The 18,010-nt window shown below is 64.2% G+C and carries 11 protein-coding genes; 6 read left to right on the top strand and 5 right to left on the bottom strand.

The genetic code is table 11. From position 1 onward, the window contains the following. A partial coding sequence (locus FHW12_RS21005; RefSeq protein WP_182533033.1) for a kelch repeat-containing protein occupies positions 1–3,560 on the bottom strand: 3,560 nt, incomplete at its 3' end. 50 nt (positions 3,561–3,610) lie between these two features. Further along, entirely contained in the window at positions 3,611–6,613 is a 3,003-nt protein-coding gene (locus FHW12_RS21000) for an IPT/TIG domain-containing protein (RefSeq protein WP_182533032.1), read from the bottom strand. Between the two features lie 170 nt (positions 6,614–6,783). Between FHW12_RS21000 and FHW12_RS20995 the strand changes: the two genes are divergently transcribed. Then, positions 6,784–7,830 carry a cytochrome-c peroxidase gene (locus FHW12_RS20995; protein ID WP_182533031.1) on the top strand — a complete coding sequence of 349 codons (1,047 nt, stop codon included), beginning with the start codon at positions 6,784–6,786 and terminating at the stop codon, positions 7,828–7,830. A 51-nt stretch (positions 7,831–7,881) separates the two neighbouring features. Here FHW12_RS20995 and FHW12_RS20990 read toward each other — a convergent pair whose 3' ends face one another. Continuing rightward, positions 7,882–8,604, bottom strand: coding sequence for a choice-of-anchor Q domain-containing protein (locus FHW12_RS20990; RefSeq protein WP_182533030.1), 723 nt, complete (start codon positions 8,602–8,604; stop codon positions 7,882–7,884). Positions 8,605–9,263: 659 nt separating this feature from the next. Here FHW12_RS20990 and FHW12_RS20985 point away from each other — a divergent pair. Next, positions 9,264–9,692: a hypothetical protein gene (locus tag FHW12_RS20985; RefSeq protein ID WP_182533029.1), complete on the top strand. Its 429-nt coding sequence runs from the start codon at positions 9,264–9,266 to the stop codon at positions 9,690–9,692. Between the two features lie 382 nt (positions 9,693–10,074). After that, positions 10,075–10,572 carry an HIT family protein gene (locus FHW12_RS20980; RefSeq protein WP_182533028.1) on the top strand — a complete coding sequence of 166 codons (498 nt, stop codon included), beginning with the start codon at positions 10,075–10,077 and terminating at the stop codon, positions 10,570–10,572. A 56-nt stretch (positions 10,573–10,628) separates the two neighbouring features. Here FHW12_RS20980 and FHW12_RS20975 read toward each other — a convergent pair whose 3' ends face one another. Continuing rightward, a complete protein-coding gene (locus tag FHW12_RS20975) occupies positions 10,629–10,955 on the bottom strand; it encodes a nucleotide pyrophosphohydrolase (protein ID WP_182533027.1) in 327 nt (108 codons plus the stop codon). A 261-nt stretch (positions 10,956–11,216) separates the two neighbouring features. Here FHW12_RS20975 and FHW12_RS20970 point away from each other — a divergent pair, with 261 nt between their 5' ends. After that, complete coding sequence (locus FHW12_RS20970) at positions 11,217–11,651, top strand: helix-turn-helix domain-containing protein (RefSeq protein ID WP_182533026.1); 435 nt, start codon at positions 11,217–11,219, stop codon at positions 11,649–11,651. A 3-nt stretch (positions 11,652–11,654) separates the two neighbouring features. Here FHW12_RS20970 and FHW12_RS20965 read toward each other — a convergent pair whose 3' ends face one another. After that, positions 11,655–11,891: a hypothetical protein gene (locus tag FHW12_RS20965; RefSeq protein ID WP_182533025.1), complete on the bottom strand. Its 237-nt coding sequence runs from the start codon at positions 11,889–11,891 to the stop codon at positions 11,655–11,657. 78 nt (positions 11,892–11,969) lie between these two features. Between FHW12_RS20965 and FHW12_RS20960 the strand changes: the two genes are divergently transcribed. Then, entirely contained in the window at positions 11,970–13,442 is a 1,473-nt protein-coding gene (locus FHW12_RS20960; protein WP_182533024.1) for a hypothetical protein, read from the top strand. 30 nt (positions 13,443–13,472) lie between these two features. Beyond that, positions 13,473–17,906, top strand: a complete 4,434-nt coding sequence (locus FHW12_RS20955) for a hypothetical protein (protein WP_182533023.1) — start codon at positions 13,473–13,475, stop codon at positions 17,904–17,906. Positions 17,907–18,010: the final 104 nt, after the last annotated feature.

The raw sequence follows: 18,010 nt of genomic DNA, 5'->3' as shown, positions 1-18,010 counted from the left end.
AGCGCGTCGGTGCGCGTGAGCGGGCGCTGGCGCGCGTCGTAGGTCCAGTTCGTCGTGCGGTTGAGCGCATCGGTCAGGCTCGTGAGGTTGCCCATGGCGTCGTAGCCGAACGCCGTGGTCGCGCCGGACGCATCCACAACGTCCTTGACGCGATCGTTGATGTCGTAATGCGCCTGCGTGCGCTGATGCAGTGGGTTCTCGACGGCGGCCGGACGGCCGAGCGTATCGACGAAGTACGTGGTCGAGTTCAACAGCGGATCCGTCACCGTCCTCACGTCGTAGAGGTCGTAGCCCAGACTCGTGGTGCGGTTCAGGTGATCCTTCAATTGCGTGACGCGATCGAGGTCATCGTAGGTGAGCGCGACCGAGCGACCGAAGCTGTCCTCGATGCGCTTCAAGTGACGCCTCGCATCGAATGTAAAGGTCGTCGTGCGGCCCCACGGATCGACCATTGTGGCGAGGTCGTGCGCCGGGGTATAGGTGAAGTTCCCCGTGAGAGCATCCGTCGTGCCTGCGAGCGTGGTGAGCGACGTCACGTGTTTGTCGCTGTCGTACCCCAGTTCGGTGCGCCGATTCAGCGCATCGGTGAAGGCCGTGACGAACCCGATCGAATCGCGTTCATAGGTCACCGTACGCTGCAGCGACGTCCCGAATGCATCCGTGTCGGTGAGCGGGTAGCCGGAAGCGTGGAACGTCACGCGCCGAACGGTCCCATTGGGCCGGGTCACGTCCACCTGGGTGGAGAGTCCTTGGGCATTCGCAACGTAGTCGAAATGGTAGAGCGCTCCATCGGCCAGCGTCTGGTCGGTGACGCGATCAGAACTGTCGTAGACGTTGTGCACCATGCGATTGCCGCGACGGTCGAATACGTCCGTCATGCGACCGTTCGCGTCATAGATGAAGTTCTCGTGCGTGGTGTCCGGGTACGTGACGTGATCGAGGTAGCCTGCCGAGGTATACGCGTACTGCCAATGGCGTCCCGCGATGTCGGCGAGGTCCGTGATGCGGTTCTGCGTGTCGTACTGGACGTCGACGTATCGACCGCTCTCGGTCGCCACGCGCGAGATGAGGCCACCGGAGCGCGTGACTTCCACGGACCGACCGAACCGGTCGACGACCCTGAGCAGGTCGCCACCGTACTCATTGAAATGGAATTGCGTGCCGTCACGGCGCGTGAGCCGAACGCCGGCACTGGGATCCCACGTCAGTGTGGCTCCGTAGTAGGCGGTGGGGGTGCTCGTGTGCTTCGCCAGGTAGGTGGTCGAGTGCGGCGTGTCCATGACGCTCTCGAACTTCACCACCGAGCAATCGGGCAGTACCAGATCCAGCTCCATCCAGTTGGTATGGACGTCGGGACCCGGGTAGTAGAGATACATCCCGTAGGTGTGCGATGTCCCATAGCCGAAATTCCGCTTTTGGGTATCGCCAGGCCGATAGGTCGTCCGCCAAGAAAGCGGAACGACGTCATCCATCGCCGGACCCTGCGTGCTGTGCTTGAAAAGCCCCGTACGCAGGTCGACGGGGTCACCATCGCTGGCGCCATCGCACCGCGGTCCTTTGGGTGCCGGCGGCGCGCCGAAGAAGATGCCGAAGCCGGTCGCGCTATAGATCTGCGTATCGGGATCGGGAAGCACGCTTCGGCCATCGGCGCTGACGGACCCGGATCCGTACGTGTACCAGCCCTTCGCGGTCGGGTCGTAGTTCAGGAAGCCCGCACGGCGCCCCGGTGCTTCGCCACTGTAGTTGGGGTAGACGAACTGGATGCCCTTCGTGACGCCGGGCGTCAGCCCTTCCACGCTCATGCCTCCCGGCTGAAAGGTCATGTGTAGCGGCGTATTGACGGGATAGTTGATCGGCGTGCGATCAAGCGGCATCGGGATGACGGCGACGCGGCGCACGACCTTGCCGTCTCGACCGCGCAGGATCGTGCCCGCGGGCAGGTGCACCTCGAAACCCGGCATGTACGGATTCCTGACGACGAGATCGGCCGGCAGCGGCGACGGAATCTCGATCCAGTCCTGCGCGCGGATCTTCGGTAGGTAGATCGGCTTGACGGGGTTTTCCTTGCCGGCTTCGACATCGACGCCGACGACGAACTGCGCGAAGCTGCTGCCATCCTTGCCGACGGAACTCCCGTCGACGACGAGTTCCTGATGACCCGCAGCCAGGCCCCGGAAGGAGAACCGACCGTCCGCATCGGTGGTGGTGTGTACCTCGCCGACTCGCACATCGACGCCGGCGAGCGGACGATCGTTCAGGCGCAGGATGCGGCCGCTGATTTCCGTGACGCCCGAGCGCAACCGATGCGAACGCCATGCGGCCTTCTGGCTGTTCTTCGACATGCCTAGGTTGATGGCGTCCTTGATGTCCGCGGCGATCGGGCGTTGCGTGCGCCACTGCCCGCCGAGGTTCGCCTCGCTGGGAATCCAGACCTCGTCGTCGGTGACGAGCGGCTTGCTGAACTGGAAGGGCTTGCCGCGAGAGGCATCCTTTCCGCCGGCCGATCGGTCGCTGGTGTGCGCCGATGCGGTACCGGCAACATCAGTGGAGACAGAAGTGTCAGCTCCGCTCGCGGGTTTGCGTAGATCCAGGCGCGGATCGAGCGGCGAAGGCATGAAGCGCTGCGTATCGAACTCCAGTGCATGCCACAGCAGGCTCTGGCCCTGCTGATCGTGTACGCCCTGAATGAACACGGTGTAGTGTGAGGCCGGATACAGATCTTGCTTCGGCGTGACGAACACGAGGCGCCCGGACTCGGCCGCGACGACGCGCGCGGGCGTTGCACCATGCGGGCCGATCAACGCGATCGTCTTCTCGTTCGCACTTTCAGGGGTTAGCGGCGGGTCGAAACGCAGCGCCAGCAACGCATCCAACGGCACATCCTTCGCATCCGGCGCGGGGATGGCGCCAGTTACCTGGACATCCACCGCGCTCGTGGCCGACGCGTCTTCGCTGGCGGCACGGATGAAGCGCACATGATCGGGATCGTAGAGCGCCGCTTCCGTGGCACCGGGCCCGACGATCAGCACGCGGCCATCCGCGAGCAGGCTCGCGCGATGCCCCTCGCGTGCGGGACTCAACGAGATCGGCAACAGCTCCGATCGGTTGCTGCGCCAGTCCCAGATCTCTGCCTCCTCGAGCGCTCCGAGTTTCTCGGCGTGCCCGCCGAGCACCAGTAGACGGCCATCGGTGAGCAACGTCGCGGTGTGACCAACGCGAGGCACCAAGGGGATGTCGTGTGCTTCGGTGAAGCGCCGCGACGACGGATCGAACCATTCGCCCGAGCGCACGATCTTGCCGTGGTCGTCGACGCCGCCCCAGATGAACACGCGCCCATCCGGCAGGACGGTGGCCGTGTGGCCGGATCGAGGATGGAGCATCGATGCGTCAAGGGGTTTCTCGTTCGCCGGTTCCGACGTCATCACCGCGCCCGCGGTGGAAACGCCATCGACCAGACCACCGAGTTCGAGGCGCGAGCCATCCGGGAGCATGACGCGTGCGGATTGCTCGGGCGGCAACGCCGCGTTGGCTGCAAGGCCCGTCGTGGCGACGAGCAGCATGATTCCAAACGAAAGGGCGGTACGTCCAAACATCGAAGTCGTTCCCATGGTCAAGGCCCGCACGGCAAGTTCACGGTCACACTGAGATCGGTTGGATACCCATTCGCCGGATCGAGCAGGAGCATGTACTGACCGGTCTGAGGAACAGTATTGAGTTGGAGCGTGCTCATGGTCTGCGTGCCATAGAGCGCCCCGGCGGTGTACTTGACACCGTCCGGCGTGTACACGGTCAAGTCCACCAACCTGTCGGCACCCGTGGGCGACAAACGCGTCGTCTTGATGCAAGGACTGTGTCCTGCGGCCGCATCGAAAAGGAGTCTTCCATTCTGTCCGCGCGCGGCCAGGTTGAAGGTTCCACTCGACCCTTGCACGACGATGTCGCTGTTCACCGAGATCTGCACCACGGCATCGTCGGGCTTTGTCACGGGCAGTTCGGCCAAGACCTGATAGTTTCCACTGATGGTCAGATCGGGCAGGTCGAAGTCACATCCCGAACTCGAGGTGGGGCACGTCGACAGCAGCGAAATCGTGTCGCGCTGAACCATGCCCCACTTGTCAGGATCAAATACCGACAACGAGGCATTGGTACCCGTCGGGTTGGTCAAGCTGGTGATATCCATGCCGACGGCTTTGTGATCGCCGACAAGACCTGCAAACACGGCGCGTGCCCATGGCCCCGGAACGACGTCCTTGTGGATGGAGACGCCTCCTGGCCCGGTGACGTCGACACCCGCGCCGACCTGGACTTTGAAGCTCGCCAACGCCGCATCGCGAGGATCGAAAAAGACGTCGTATGTGCCCTCGATCGGAAAAGCGCCGATCTTGAGGGTCGCGGTGCTGCTCGACTGATCCAGCGCCACGTAGAGGGGCGTCGTCGTGTTCAAGGGGCGACCGTCCGGAAGCAAGACGCTGACGATCATGTGCTTGCCAACCGGTGTCGGCACGAAATCCGTGATCGTGATCGTCCGGCCTGCTCCCGGAGTCCCTTGCAGGGCCACGCGCGCATTGCCACCGTACCGGCTGATCGCGATCGACCGTGCGCGCGTGCCGACGGTATCTGCTACGACGATGTCGCTCGTTGCCTGGGCGCTCAGGCTCATCCCATTGGCATCGGTCGGTGGCTCGATCGTGATCGCATAGCGGCCGGCAACGCGCGTCGGACCCAAGTCGAGCTCGCATCCGGGCGTGGTTGTGGGCGGGCACGTGCCGGTCGACAGCTTCGTTCCACCGGGCGCGTATAACGAGTAGCCCGGATAGCCGGTCGACCCGGTCACCGCGATATTGGTGATTCCCACACCGACTTTCTGTCCGGCGACCATATCGACGACGAGGCGTATGCCCTTTCCTCGCAGGTTGGTCGAAAGAGCCTTGACCGGGCCATCAACGATGAGCGGGACGCCAGGGTCGAGCGTCGCTTCCATGCTCGTGGCGCTGCCATTGATGGGGGTGACGAGAACCGTGTACGTGCCAGTCTTCGGCAGGAACGGAATCGTCAGCATGGAGCCGCCGGCTGCCACGTATTGCGTTGTCGTCTGGTTGGCGCTCAATGCGATATCGTCAGGATCGCGCACGAAGACGTACGTCCCGCCGCTTTGCGGGAGCTGGAGATTCGCGAGGTCGATGGAGACGCCGCTACCCGCGGTGCCGTAGAAGTGCAAGCGGGCCGTTTGCCCGTAGCGAGTCGTCGTAACCTGCACAGGCACGCCCGGTTGCAATGTCGGAGCGATATCGTTCGACAACCAGACTGTCGCGTCGGCCGCTACATTCGTGTCGGCACTGAAGCCGACAGCGTACGTGCCCGCACTCAGATGGGGCATCAGGATATGGCACCCCGATGGCGACGTCGTATCCCAGCAGCTGAGAACAGTTTGTCCCCAACCCGGAATGACCCTTCCGTCCGGGGCATAGATCTGCGACAGCGCCGCGCGGTGGTTCGCGGGTGTGAGCACGACCGGATCGACGCCCAAGCTGAGCTCCGACGTGCCGTCGGTCGTAAACGCAAAGCGCCGCGTGCGCCCGACACTAACAGCCACCTGCGTCGCTGGCGCGTCGGCCGTCAGCATGAGCGCGGACTCGATCACGACACTCGCCGTCACGGCCGTCGACGATGTCGCCTGGAAACGAACCGCATACGTGCCTGTTGCGGGCAGCGGCGGCAGATCGACCGTGTAGCCATCGGTCGGACCGAAGCGGACGGGCGATGTCGTGACGGTGGTCCCGTCCGGAAGGACGAGCCAGACACTGACGTAGCTGCCCGCTGGCGCCACGTTGGACGCCTGCACGCTCAGCCATTGACCCTTCTGCCCGTGGAAGTAGAGCAGCGAACTCTTCGACAGGTCCAGCGAAATAGCGGTTGCAGGGCCGTCCGCGCTCGCCCAATGGCTTTCTATCCAGGTGCCGTTGCAGACAATACCCGTAGGCCACACCGCCAAGAGATCGGCGCTCTCCACCGACCCCTTCGACGTGGTGACCCGTACTCTTCCACCGATCGTCGCCTGAGGGGCCTTGAAGGTGAGCGTCGTCGGCGATGAGACCGTCGAGCTGGCAACGCGTTCGCCCACCTCGACCCGCGTCGCATTAGGGAGAACGTCGAAGTTCGTACCCGTAACCGTAACGGTCTGCCCCGCCGGAGCGCAGGCAGGGGTGAAGCCGGTGATTGTCGGAGCGCCACTATCCGCCGTCACCACGAAATCGCCGGTGCTCTGCACCGTCTGTCCGTGGGCGGTGACGCTGATCTTGCCGCTGCTCGCCAAAGCGGGCACCGTGACCGCCAGCGAAGTGGCTGTCGCCTGACCGACCACGGCAGGAGCACCATTGAACGCCACTTGGTTGCCGGAAGCGACCACGTCGAAGCCAGTGCCGTTGATCGTCACCGCTGCGCCGGCAGGCCCTGCTGGCGGTGCGAACGACGAGATGCTCAATTGACTGGAGCTGTACCGGCGGACTTCCAGGAGATTGCCGACCGCGTCGTACACGTACTCAGCCGTGTTACCGCTCGCGTCGGTGACGGACTTCAGGCGATTCTGCGCGTCGTAGATGTATTGCGTCGCCATTGCATTGGTCGCAATAGAGACTACAACCAGAGCGATCGCGCAACGAATGGCTGCGACTACTTGCGCTCGCATATAGCGCGCCGTCACGAAGATTACGTATAAACTTTTTCTCATATAGAATCAACAATAAAATTGTTATCCACTAACTACCATAAGATCGAAAATTTCGCATGCGAAATTCTCTCGCGCTCTTGTCAGAAAAAGCTGCGACCTTCGCGATGACATGCGTTCTGGCCGTCAACGCTGCGCCGGCATCCGACGGTGCTCGAGGCCAAATTGCACAATTTGGCGCGATTCTGTTCCATGCCAAACAACTGAGTGCCGACGGTAAAATCAGCTGCGCCGAATGCCATCAGCCCACTCGTGCGTTCTCCGATTCCACGTCGCTCTCAGAGGGCATTCATGGAATGTCCGGAACCCGTAATGCGCCTAGCTTGCTCGACTCCGTCGATCGCGCCACGTTGTTCTGGGACGGAAGGCGAAGTAGTCTTGAGATGCTCGTGCTGGACCCGCTGTTGAGCCCGCGGGAGCAGGGCCTCCGGACGCCCGGGGATATCGAGGATCGCGTCGCTGGCGATCGCTTCTTGCGCCGAGCGTATGCGGATGCGTATGGCGCCAATGAACCGATGAAGGTGGAGAACATCGCCCGATCTTTGGCAGCGTACGTCTCCACCTTAAAGACATCGAATTCTCGGTTCGATCAATATTTTTTTTTGAATGATCTGGCGGCGATCACGACGCAAGAAGCCTCCGGATACCGGCTCTTCGCGGGACGGGCAAGGTGCACCGTATGCCACTCCGTCGGCAAGGACACTGCGCCCTTCACGGATGGCGCGTTTCACAATCAGGGAATCGGCGCGAATCATTTGCGGGCGAATGTCCGCGGATTGGTCGATCGTGCCATCGCGATCGAGCCGAACGACCTCGGCACTACTGTGCAGTCGAGCCAAGAAATCGCTGCACTAGGACGCTTCCTGGTCACCCATCAGATCGCCGACATCGGGGCCTTCCGAACACCGAGCCTGCGCAACGTTTCCCTCACATCGCCGTACATGCACGACGGCTCCATCGCCACGCTGCGCGAAGCGGTGAAGCACGAGCTGTACTACTCCGCACCCGATCGCGGGGCGAACTTCAGCAACGAGGAGCAGGAAGCGCTTGTCGCCTTTCTCCGCACCCTGAACGATGAGGACAAGCACCCGGAAGATCCCCGCTGATTTTGCAACTGCCAGCCGTTTCATGAGTGTGATTCGACGTACTTCAACGACTCAACGCAAGGCTGGATCAGACTCTTGGAGTGGGAAGTTCGACCGCACCTCCTCGAATCCGTAGCTGAAAATCAGGTCGACGATGTAGTCGGATTCGTACGCACCAATACCCGGCGCAGCGCCTTCAGGGCGCGGATAACCGCGCTGATCTGTCGTCGCAGTGGTGCTTCCATTGTCGATGGCCACACTGCCAACGGACAACGCCAGCGTCTCGGTGGGGCCACCGTTGTCCTGCAGCGGCCCGAGTTGCGGATCCAGCGTGATCGGCGTTCCGGTGATGAGGCCGTTGCCGGATGCGTTGCGGGTCACGACGATGTCGGTGCCGTCGAGCGTCACGGTGGCCGTCGCGATGTTGGGTGCGCCGCCGCTCACCAGCGCGGGGGCGTTCGCGACGAGATCGATGGCGGGTCCGGTGCCGCTGCTGTTGGAAAGGATGCTGTTGCGGATATCGACGAGCGATGGCATCGGCCACGTGCCGCCGTCGTCGTTGCGCAGGTAGCCGAGGTTGTACAGCGCGCCGCCGGCGTTGCTGGCCGTGGCGATGTTGAAGGCGATGGTGCTGTCCTGGATGGCGACGGTGCCCTGCAGGTTGAAGATCGCACTGCCGAAGGCGGCGCCGTCGCTGCCGCCGTTCGCGCCGATGCCGCCGTGGGCTTCGTTGTTCGCGAAGCTGCTGTTGCTGAGGGAGAGCGTGCCGCCGAGGTTGAACACGGCGCCGCCCATGCCGGCACCGCCGCCACCGCCGAGGCCGCCGTTGCCGCCGCCGAATCCGCCGACACCGCCCGCGATCGGCGAGCCGCCGCCACCACCGCCGAAACCACCGGCGCCCCCGTGGCCTTGAGGCGAGTCCGACGCCGCGCCGGCACCGCCGCCGCCGCCGAAGCCACCGCCGCCGCCACCACCGAACAGGACGGAGCCGCCGCCACCGCCGCCGATTCCACCACCCCCACCGCCGCCGCCGACGGGTGAGCTGCCGCCGGCAGCACCACCGAAACCGAAGCCGCCACCGGCGCCGCCGATGCTGTCGAAGCCTTCGCCGGCGCCACCGCCCCCACCGTCGCCGGCATTGCCGCCGGCCTCGCAGCAACCGCCGCCACCCGCCGCGCCGAATCCGGCGGGGCCGGCGCCGGCGCCGCCCGCGGCGCCGGTCGCGTCGTAGCCGTTTCCGTGGCGAGGAATCCGCCGCCTCCCCCACCGCCGCCACCGATGCCGAGACCGCCGCTGCTCAGCGGAACCTGCGCGACGAAGCCGACGCCGAACCCGCCGCCGCCACCACCGGCAAGTGCGTTCTGCCCCAGGCCGCCACCTCCGATGACGGCGGCACTGCCCGCGCCGGAAGCGCCGCCCTGCGCCGTGTTCGCGCTCAGCGTGACCCCATCCAGATGCACGTTGCCGCGATTGAAGATCGCGCCGCCCATGCCGGCGCCACCGCCGCCGCGAAAGCTGTCGCCGCCCTTGGCGAGGCCGCCTTGCAGCTGCAGGTCGTGCAGCGTGAGATCCCCGCTCGGGCCCGGCACGTTGCCGAAAACGGTGAAGAAGCGAAACGGCGGGCCGACCGGTGCGCGCACGAGGCGCGCGCCGTTGCCTTCGATCACGATGTCGGACTGGATCGGCGGCAGCGCATTGCCGCCGTACCACGCATTGTCGGGCGTCGTGAATGTGTAGACGCACGCGGACGCGAGCATCAGCGTGGTGCTGCCGGCGCTCGCGTTGGCCTGGTTGATCGCGGCGATGAATTCGTTGGGTGTGCAGCCGACGACGAGGGTGTCGGCTGCGGCGGGCGGTGCGTAGGCGGCGGGGAATGCGAGTGACGCGAGGATCGCTGCCGTGGTTGCAGCGGTGTGGGTTCGCATCGTCGAGGGCCCCTTGTGATGAGGGCATTGTTTTCCTGTCGGGGGGCAAACTCAAGCAACGGGCGACGGGGCGCGGTGGGAGCGGAACGCGGCGGAGTGGCAGTGTTTGCGCGCTGTGATGCAGCGATGGCGGTTGTGTGGAGGCGCCGGTCGCGCACAGGGTGCGCTCCTACGGAGTGCGTGGGGTGCGGCGAGCTCGGGCGCGGGTCGCGCAGGCGCACGCGGTCGGCGCATCGTCGTCGCGATTGGATTGCATGGGCGTTTGGCCAGGCGGTACGCTGCGCGCCTTCGATGAGTCGGCCTGTCGTGCCGGGAGAGAACACCATTGATCGAGCTGCCCGTGAGAGATCCGTGCGACCTGTGCGAAACGGCCGCTCGCGACGATCGGTGGGCGATCATCGAAGAAGGCGAGCACACGCTCACCGTGATCAATCCGTGGCAGTTCGAAGTGGGCCAGTGTTGCGTGATCACGCGTCGGCATGTCGCGACGCTGCTCGATCTTTCGCGCCCCGAATGCGAAGCCATCCTCGTCGCGGCGAAGCGGGTCGCCGAGGCACTCGTGAGTGCTTACGACCCTCTCGGCATCCTCACGTTCCAGAACAACGGCGTCTACAGCGGGCAGGAAACGCCGCATTTCCATTTCCATGTCGTGCCTCGGCAGAAAGGCAGTGATTGGGGCATCGGCCCACCGCAACTCGCGACGTTCGAGAGTGCCGGCCGTCCACGCGGCACGCTGCACGATGCGAGCGACGATGCGCGGCGGCGCGAGCGGGTGCGCGCGTCCGCCACGCAGCTGGCGGAAACCGCGGAGCGGATTCGTTCGAGCCTGCCGAAGTAGCCCGCTGGCCTCGTCGACCCGGCGCGCGCCTGGGCGCGTCGCTGCGGAGCGGGCGACTACGTGCCCAGCTCGCTGCGCAGATGATCCGCCAATCCGCGGGTGTTCTCGACGAACTCGGCTTCGAGATCGATACCGCACTTGTCGGCGAGCACCATGATCGACCACAGGCAATCGGACAACTCGTGACCGAGCTTCGCCTTGCAGTCGTCGATGGTGCGGATGCCTGCATTCGCCTGGATCAGCTTCGCCAGATCGCCGACGTCACCGACGAAACCGAGCGCCAGTTCTTGCGTGGTCCAGGTGCGCCCGTACTTGCGGGTCTCGAGCTGTTCGTAGAGCGCGTTCAACTGCAGGGCTGATGCTTGCAGGTCACTGAAGGTCATGTCGACGGCGGCGCAACGGCGAGTGAAGCCCGCAGACAGGGCGTTGCGTGCATGATTCGCTGGCGTTGTGCGTCGCGTCAAGACGGATCCAGGCCTCTGCTCGCCTCGATCCGCGCGGTGCATGTAGGAAGTTTCCTACACGCGGCGTCGGCGTTTTCGACGTTGCACCTCGGGCATTGCTGATCCTAGGGTGCTGACAGCGATCGGCGCGTTCATTCGTGCCGACTCCATTGAGCCGCTCTTATGGGGAAGCCGCTCTAAATGAAAACCATGAATTCCGCTTATGTTCCGGGCGCCCGGCTGTGCGACCGCGTCCGCCTGTCACGCGTTTCGTCGAAGCTGTCCCAGGCGTCGCTGTCGCGAAAACTCGGTGTGACCGCGAGCGCGGTGGCGCAGTGGGAGAGCGCGCGCGGCACGACGCCGGGCGTCGACAGGATCAGGAAGATCGCGTCGATTACCGGCGTGTCGTTCGAATGGCTCGCGACGGGCGAAGGTTCCGCGTTCGAACGCAGGACCCGGGGCGCCCAGGAAAGCCCCGCCGTCGACCTCGATTGCTACGCACAGGATCTCGCGGAGGAACTGCTGCTTTCGCACTATCGCAACATGAAGCGAAAGGCGCGGGATGCGTTGCTCAGCGTGGCCGAGGCGCTCGCCCACGCCGCCGAACGCGGCAGTCCCACCGTGGAGCGCCGCTAAACGTCACGCTCGTTGACCGATCACGCGGCTCCTGAATAATCGCGAGGCCGGCGCGCGCATCGCGCGCCGTCCGTACAGGGGAAAAATCATGCCTGATCCACGTTCGCGGCCTGCCGCGGCGCTTGCGGTCGTGTCATTCGACTCCTGCGCCAGCACGACGCCGTCGTCTGCCGCATTCGCCCCAATTTCCTGCAGCACGGACGAGCGCCCGCGTGTCGGCGCGTCGTTCGTCGTCGCCATTGTCCGCCGAACACCTTCACTCGGCTGACGAACGAGATCCAGACCCAAGCGCAATCGGCAACCCACCAGGAGGCGTCGATGAATACGACTCGCACCGATCGTTCGATGGTTGTGCTCGTTCCTTTCGCCTTCCTGATCCTTGCTGGATGCCATCCGATCGTGGTCAAGAATCCGACCGGACTCAATGCCTCCCTGGGCTACTTTTCCGTCGTCACCAATACGTTCTCGTGTGGCGCGCAGCCCTGCGATCAAACGCATTCACTGCAACCACGCGACGTCCCGCCGACTGAACAAGTCTATGCCGTTCCCGCGTGCGAGAAGGCGGCGGTGGCGAATTCGGCGCCGACGTGCGCGCGCGTGAAAGCCATCCGGCTCGAGCATCCTATGCGCTTGCGGGTGGCGTCACTGCCGTCCCACCCGCCGTTTGCCGCCCACGAACTTCCGCTCACGCCGGCAACGCTGGAGTGGACGATTCCCGAAGGCGTGTGGGGAGCATTCGCCGATGCATCCGGCGATAGCGAGGTCGCGCCTTCGCTCGCGCGCGAGGACCTGCTGATGCTGCGCTACCTCCACCGCGTGAGCACGCCGACCCAAGCGATCTGCTCCTCGCCGGCCCAGCCGGGCTGCGCCGACAGCTGGGCCATGATGCTCGCTTCCATGAACCTTTCGGGCCTCTCGCGCGAACCCGACCCGACGACCTGCAATGCCACGACGGATGCCGCGAACGCGCAATCGTCGGGCCACGATCGCAACTTCTGCGCGAAGCGAATCGCGGACGCATTCGACCGCCCCTTGCTGGAATGGGACCCGAGTGATCGACAGCCGAACACGCAGGACACGGCCGATGCGGCTTCCTTGTGCTGGGACCTGGACGCCCAACATGGCAACGCGCCGCCCGAGCCGCAGTTCGGAAAGCCGGGTGTCGCGCCGGTATTGGGCAATCGCGATCCGACCGCAGCCAGGATCACGTACGGTGCAGCCGCATTGGCGCATGCCTTGCCGTACAGCCAGAACACGAACGCCATTCCTCGACTGAGCGCCTTCGGCGGGAGCGACTGGCAGTTCTCGGGGCACTCGAAAGGCTGGACCGCTGCATCCGACCGCGGCGCGTTCACGCGCATCGAGGCCAATGTCTTCCTCGACCCGAAGGGAACGTACTACGCCCCCGACAGCGCGGTTTCCGTTCTCATTCCGGTCTTCGTCGAAGGCGTGGCGTTGCCCCAATACCTCGCATCCTGCACTCGCTTGGGCGACGTGAGCCAAGCGCTGACGCTGAGCACGCGCCGCGTCAAGGAAATCACTCGGCGCTGCTCCAACGTCGACCCCGCGTTGTTCCAGCTCGCGGAACGCGACAGCGATGCGGTCGATCCGGAACGTGCCGAGAAAGCGCGGCAGGACGTATGCAAGGCGCCCGCGCAGGAAATCACGCTTCGAGTCGTCGATGACGATCAACCCGCCCTTATCGATGCGAAACGCCTGGACCTGCCACGCGCGCAACTGAGCCGGCTGCTCGTTGCGCCCTTCGACCGAATCCTGTTCGACATGCGGTGACGAGACGTCCATCCGAGCGGGGAATCGGTCATGACGATCAAGTTGTTCGGTATCTGGTTTCCGGTGAGCGGGAACGGCCTTCGGTCGATCGAGGGCAACGTAGCCAGCCTTGCCCCGGGACTCCAAGTCCGCGTGAAGGACGACTCAAGGGTCGTCACCCGGTCGGGTAGCGACTTTGCGACGCTGGCATTCGATGTCGTCGACGCGATGTCCCGGACGATCTTCCGGTTCAAGAGTGACGGCATACCGTTGGAGGCGACGCCAGGCATCAACCAGTTTCGACTCGGAACCGGACTGGCGACCGCCGTGGGCGGATGCTTCGGAAACCTCGCCCCCGTCGACGGCGAGGCACACGTCCGGCTCGCGAAAGGCGCGGATCTGCGCTTCCACGCCTACGAGTGGCAGCTCGCGGCAGAGAAGGACGTTCTGTGGCTGCGGAACTCGCAGGCGCAATCGTTGGAGTATGCAGGCGCTGCGGCACCCTTGTCATTTCGCACCGGCGACGCGTTCGCTATGACGGTCGACCTGCACAGCGCGCAGATCATCCTCGCACCAGGTGCGTTGCGGGCGGAAATACTTGCCTGGCACTCCGCCAACGGAGCGCGACCTCCGCCACTGGCCATCCTTCCATCCGGTGAGATGCGCTTGCCGCTGAATCCGTACGAAGCATCGGGCACGCCCCTTCGGTTCGGGGAAACGGTCGCGACCACGCGCATACCCCTGCACGTCGCCAACGTCGACGGCAAGTGGATCGTGGGCGTGGTGGCTCGAAACGCCTGCCTGGACGTCACATTCAACGATGCGGGCGGCCCTCCCGGAAACTGGAAGGCCGCCGCGACTCGGCTCGCAGGACGCGCGGGCAAATCCTTCCAACTGGAATCCAGCGGCGTAGCGACACTCGGGGGGAACGCGCTGGTCGTGAATGTCGCCCAGCCGATTCCGGTCGTTCAAATGCTCCCGCGGCTGGGCTCAGCGTCCGTCCCACCGCGTCCCTCGACACTGATGCTCGCGGAAAGCATGACGGCCGCTTCGGTGGACAGCGCGAAGGTCTATGGCCCCCTGCGCGGCGCCACGTTCGACCTCGGACCCAGCCCCGAGTGCGCAGTGATCGTCCGCAAGGCAGCCAACGAATCCACGCTCCCCATTCTGAAGGTGAAAGGCCTGCTCGGCCTGCATACGGCGCGTCCTGGTGACAGCTGGAACGTGTCCGCCGGCCCGGTGGATTCTGCACAGTGGTTCCTGCAGGGCAAGGAGCTTGATCTGCCGCTGTTGCCCGCATGCGCATGGGACATCGACGCGCAGGCATCGCAAGCGATCAACTCGGCGGCGGACAAGGCGCTGCAGACATTCACTCAAACACACGTACCCGTGACTCACGAAACCGGCGTCGTCGAGTCCGCGACGTCGGCTACCCCCCTCATCACCAAGGTCGCTACGGCCTTCACGACACAGGATGGTCCGCCAGGCAGCCTGTCGTCGAACAAGAGCAGTCGGCGTCCTGCCGGCATCGTGCTCGCACCTCACGACGTGAAGCAGGTCTTCGGACTGGTATCGGTCGACGTGCGTCGAGATGCGCAAGCGTACGCCGATGCGATGCAGGCGGCGCTCCTCGAGGACCTGGCAGCGCTCGAAAGCACCGTGAAGGGTTTCGCTGCGTTGAGCCTCGTGCGCGCGAAGGAAATGGCGAAGCTGCTGCCCCGGCCGGGCGGTGCCCTGCCGGGCATACGCGGCATGGTTCGAAAGTACGGCAAACGCCCGCTGTTGGCCTTGGCCAAGATGGGCCGTGGCAAGAGCGTGGTGGAGTACCTGAAAGATGCATGGCTCGAACTGGATGCGACGAAACCCGATTCGATCGGCAGCATCTATCCGCCATTGGTCGGCGAAAGCGAGGACGGCCGCTGGAAGGATGTCGAAGACGCCTTTCGTCACATGCTGCCGCAACAGGTCCTGGCGAACGATTGGGTAGGCGTGCTCCTGCTCAACGTGGAGTGCGACGTCGTAAGCCCGCTGTTCAAGGCACTGCTCCAGAGCAAATCGCAGGAGGACAAGCACGTCATCTCGCTTCCGTTCGTCGCCATCACGGCCGGCAAGGCGGACATCGACGCCGTCAGCACCCGAATTCGCCAGGTCCGCAAGCCGACACCGCCTGCACCGGGCAAGGACCTTCAGGAAGCGACGTTCGCCGTCCACTATTTCGATCTCGAGATCGCTCGCGGGGAGCTGACCTCGTTCGCGTTCGACAGCACGCTCGCGTTGCGCTCGCTTCTCGGCGTACCCGCGCAGGCCAACGTCAGACACGACGCGAGTGATCTACGACATGGCATCCGTATACAGGGCCAACTTCAACAAGTAGCGGGGCGGGGCGAACTTTCTTTCGGAGGGGCGATCGATCCGCCGTTGACGCTGATCGACCTGATGGAGGAGAAGCTCGAAGGCTCACCGCTGCCTATCCGGCGACTGCGCCTTTCACACATCGGCGTCGTCGAATACAAGAACGACGTCCGACTGGTCCTCGACGGCGACCTGACTCCCTGGGATTTCGGATGGGGAAAGGACAAGTTCCTGAAGGGCACCATTCCCAAGAGCGACACGGATCCATTGATCCGGTTCGTCGGCCTCGGGATCCGTTTGCCGAGCATGACCGACGACGCGTTGCAATGGCTCCGATTCACGTATCCCAGCCTGCGATTCGACGTCGATGTGCCCGCGATCGACTTCTTCCATGCGTTCAAACTGTCCTTCGCAGGCTTCGGCATCCAGGCACCGGAGGTGACCGGCGGGTTGCTCGAGGAAAAGCCATCCCTCCTCTCGTGGGATGTGAACCTCATCGGCAAGAAACCCCCGCCGAACGAGGCATGGTTCGCGACGGATCTGGATTTCCGCTTCTCCGGCTTGCCGGAGCTCGCCGTATCGAGCCGATCGAACCTTTCGTTCCGCCTTCGCTTGGGCGTTCCGGTCGACGACCCGACGAAATGGGCCGACAAGCACGTCGTGGCGCTGAGTGCGCTCAGCTTCGAGCCGCTCCGCCTCAATCTCGCGCGCGTCTTCGTTCTCTGTGCGGACACCGTGTCGGTCACCACCGGTGACCAGTCGAGCTCGTTCACGCTCGGCAACATGTCACTGTCCGTCCTTGGAACGACCATCGTCCAAGGCTTGTCGACCATCATCCAGGCGACCGATACGCATCGTTCATTCCTGGTCGAGTGGACTCCGAAGTCCGCATGCGCCAAGGGTTCCGCTCCCGTCTCCTGCCCGCAATGCTCGGACGGCATCGCCAGTGGCAACCTCGGCCTCATTGGCATCGATTGGATCGTCGGCGGGCGGGGATTGGTGCTCGACGATGACGCGGCGAAAGCGCTCCTTTCCATTCCGTTGCAGGAAGCCGCCGAGGCCGATCCGAACGAGGCGCCTGTACCGGAAGCGGTCGAGGATCCCAAGCGATTGCTGCCTTCGCCTGGCACCAGTGCAACGAGCGTTGGCGACGAGTGGTTCTTCGCAGCCGGGCTGACGGTGCCGGCCAGAAAAGCGAAAACGGCCGATGCGAATTCGCAAGGAATGACCCCGCTGTACGGTCGTCTGCTCTTCTTCGATCGCCACTTCTATGGATTCAGCCTCAAGGGTCGGCTGTTCAAGGAGCTGTTCAAGAGCGACATCGTCATCACGGCGATGTACATCCGCCGCACGTCACGTGAGCACGATTCGTTCTATGTCGCCCTCACGGTGCCGATGGTCGCGTTTCCCCTGCTCGCTTTCACGGGCGGGCAGATCTCGCTCGAGATCTTCGCCAACGGCGACTTCAACTTCGACTTCGGCTTTCCGCACGCCCGCCCACAAGGCGGACGCGAATGGAACCGCGCGTTGGGCGTCATCATCACGCCGTTCCAGGGCTCAGGCGGCTTCTATCTCGCCAAGCTCACGAATGAGCTGAAAACTCCGGATGGGGCGTCGCATCACCTGATCGATTTTCGCGCGGGCCTCGCGGTCCAGGTAGGGCTCGGGGTTGTGTATTCGTCCGGGCCCGTGACGGCCTGGGTGACTCTCGGCGTGTATGTGATCTTCGTTGGCCAGTTGACCCTGCGATTCGACGGAAACGTCGCGACCCCAAAGTCCCTGGCCATCGAGGGCGCACAGATCTCCGGCGCCCTGGGCGTGCTGCTGCGCGGTGGTGCGCAATTGGACTGGTGGATCATCTCGGTACGCATCGAGGTCATGGCTTCCGCCGAGATCCAGGCGACCTTGTCGTTCGGAAGGCGCAGCGATGGAGAATGCTACTCGCAACTCGGCGGATGCACGAATGAGAAGTGCACCGAAGAATTGGCGAAGAAGGTGACGCTCAATCTGGCGTTCGACCTCTACGTCGGCGTCAGTGCCAGCGCATGCATCGGAAGCAAGCCGTTCCGGGTCTGCAAGTCCATCACGGTCAGCCTCCACATGCCCGTCAACTATTGCCTGCGACTGAATTAGCCTAGGAGGACGGGTCATGTCGCTCTCTCGACGTGGATTTCTGGGACTGGCGGGAGCTCCTGCGGCGACCGGCTTGCTCGGCCCCTACGCGAACGCCCTCGCAG

The sequence above is a fragment of the Dokdonella fugitiva genome (assembly GCF_014138265.1).
Taxonomy (GTDB): domain Bacteria; phylum Pseudomonadota; class Gammaproteobacteria; order Xanthomonadales; family Rhodanobacteraceae; genus Dokdonella_A; species Dokdonella_A fugitiva_A.
Note: the sequence above shows the minus strand (reverse complement) of the source record. Positions and strands in the feature narration are given on the sequence as shown.

Excerpts from the sequence above, each read along its gene's own strand:
- FHW12_RS20985 (WP_182533029.1), top strand. The coding sequence starts at position 9,264 with ATGCACGTTGCCGCGATTGAAGATCGCGCCGCCCATGCCGGCGCCACC.
- FHW12_RS20965 (WP_182533025.1), bottom strand. The coding sequence starts at position 11,891 with ATGGCGACGACGAACGACGCGCCGACACGCGGGCGCTCGTCCGTGCTG.
- FHW12_RS20975 (WP_182533027.1), bottom strand. The coding sequence starts at position 10,955 with ATGACCTTCAGTGACCTGCAAGCATCAGCCCTGCAGTTGAACGCGCTC.
- FHW12_RS20970 (WP_182533026.1), top strand. The coding sequence starts at position 11,217 with ATGAAAACCATGAATTCCGCTTATGTTCCGGGCGCCCGGCTGTGCGAC.
- FHW12_RS21000 (WP_182533032.1), bottom strand. The coding sequence starts at position 6,613 with ATGGCGACGCAATACATCTACGACGCGCAGAATCGCCTGAAGTCCGTC.
- FHW12_RS20960 (WP_182533024.1), top strand. The coding sequence starts at position 11,970 with ATGAATACGACTCGCACCGATCGTTCGATGGTTGTGCTCGTTCCTTTC.
- FHW12_RS20995 (WP_182533031.1), top strand. The coding sequence starts at position 6,784 with ATGCGAAATTCTCTCGCGCTCTTGTCAGAAAAAGCTGCGACCTTCGCG.
- FHW12_RS20955 (WP_182533023.1), top strand. The coding sequence starts at position 13,473 with ATGACGATCAAGTTGTTCGGTATCTGGTTTCCGGTGAGCGGGAACGGC.
- FHW12_RS20990 (WP_182533030.1), bottom strand. The coding sequence starts at position 8,604 with ATGGGCGGCGCCGTGTTCAACCTCGGCGGCACGCTCTCCCTCAGCAAC.